General features: G+C 63.5%; 1 protein-coding gene. It reads right to left on the minus strand.

Features of this window, described 5'->3' with window-relative positions:
• Positions 1-1,764 (minus strand): sulfoacetaldehyde acetyltransferase (gene xsc / locus ACR0AO_RS25345; RefSeq protein ID WP_480609779.1); only part of this gene is annotated, 1,764 nt, incomplete at both ends.

Genomic DNA, 1,764 nt, shown 5'->3' on the forward strand with positions numbered 1-1,764 from the left:
TTGCGGCTTCATGTCTGCCTTGTCGATTCCGGCCACTCGGACCGGGTTTTTCATCGCGTCGCGGCGGAAGGGTTCGCCCAGTTCCTGGTTGATCATGGCTTCGATCAGGGTGGTGATGCCGTTCTTCTGATCCTTGATCGCCTGATCCAGCGCCGCGGTCAGCTCGTCCTGGGTGCGGGCGATGACTCCTTTCAGGCCGCAGGCATTGGCGATGCCCGCATACGAGACCTGGGTGTCCAGCTCGGTGCCGACGAAGTTGTCGTCGAACCACAGGGTCGAGTTGCGCTTTTCCGCGCCCCACTGGTAGTTGCGGAAGACGATCTGGGTCACGGCGGGCCATTCCTCGCGGCCGATGGCGGTCAGCTCGGTCACCGCGATGCCGAAGGCACCGTCACCCGAGAAGCCGACAACCGGAACGTCCGGGCAGCCGATCTTGGCGCCGACAACCGCCGGCAGGCCATAGCCACAGGGGCCGAACAGGCCGGGGGCCAGATACTTGCGGCCTTCCTCGAAGGACGGATAGGCGTTGCCGATGGCGCAGTTGTTGCCGATGTCGGAGGAGATGATCGCCTCTTTCGGCAGCGCCTGCTGGATGGCGCGCCATGCCTTGCGCGGGCTCAGCCAGTCGGGCTTGGCGGCGCGGGCACGTTCGTTCCAGGTGGTGCCCGGATCGTCCTGCTCGTGATCCATCGAGCTCAGCTCCTGCGCCCAGGCCGACTTGGTCTGCGCGATTAGCGCCTTGCGCTCGTCACGGCCCGCGTCACCGGCGGTATCGGCCAGCTTGTCCAGGATGGAGGTCGCCACCTGTTTGGCGTCGCCCACGATCCCCACGGTCACTTTCTTGGTCAGGCCGATGCGGTCGGGGTTGATGTCGACCTGGATGATCTTGGCGTCAGCCGGCCAGTAGTCGATGCCATAGCCCGGCAGGGTCGAGAACGGGTTCAGGCGGGTGCCCAGTGCCAGAACGACATCCGCCTTCGAAATCAGCTCCATCCCGGCTTTCGAGCCGTTATAGCCCAGCGGGCCTGCATGCAGCGGGTGGCTGCCGGGGAAGGCGTCGTTGTGCTGGTAGCCGCAGCAAACCGGCGCGTCCAGACGCTCGGCCAGGGCTTTGGACGCTTCGATCGCGCCGCCGATGACAACACCGGCACCGTTCAGGATCACCGGGAACTTGGCGTTCGACAGCAGCTCGGCCGCCTGATCCAGCGCCTCGGCGCCGCCCGCGGGGCGTTCGAAATCGACGATCTTGGGCAGTTCGATGTCCACGACCTGGGTGAAATAGTCACGCGGCACGTTGATCTGTGCAGGGGCCGAGTTGCGCTTGGCCTGCATGATCACGCGGTTCAGAACCTCGGCCATCCGCGAGGGGTCGCGGACTTCTTCCTGATAGCAGACGCAATCGGCAAACATGCGCATCTGTTCCATTTCCTGGAAACCGCCCTGACCCATGGTCTTGTTGGCCGCCTGCGGGGTGACCAGCAGCAGCGGCGTGTGGTTCCAATAGGCGGTTTTGACGGCGGTCACGAAGTTGGTGATGCCGGGGCCGTTCTGCGCGATCATCATCGACATCTTGCCGGTGGCGCGGGTGTAGCCATCCGCCATCATGCCGCCGGACCCTTCATGGGCGCAATCCCAGAACGTGATGCCCGCAGGTTCAAAAATATCGGAAATCGGCATCATGGCCGAACCGATGATGCCAAATGCATGCTCAATGCCATGCATCTGCAGCGTTTTGACGAAGGCTTCTTCCGTGGTCATTTTCAT

The organism is Ruegeria sp. AF8, from assembly GCF_056541825.1.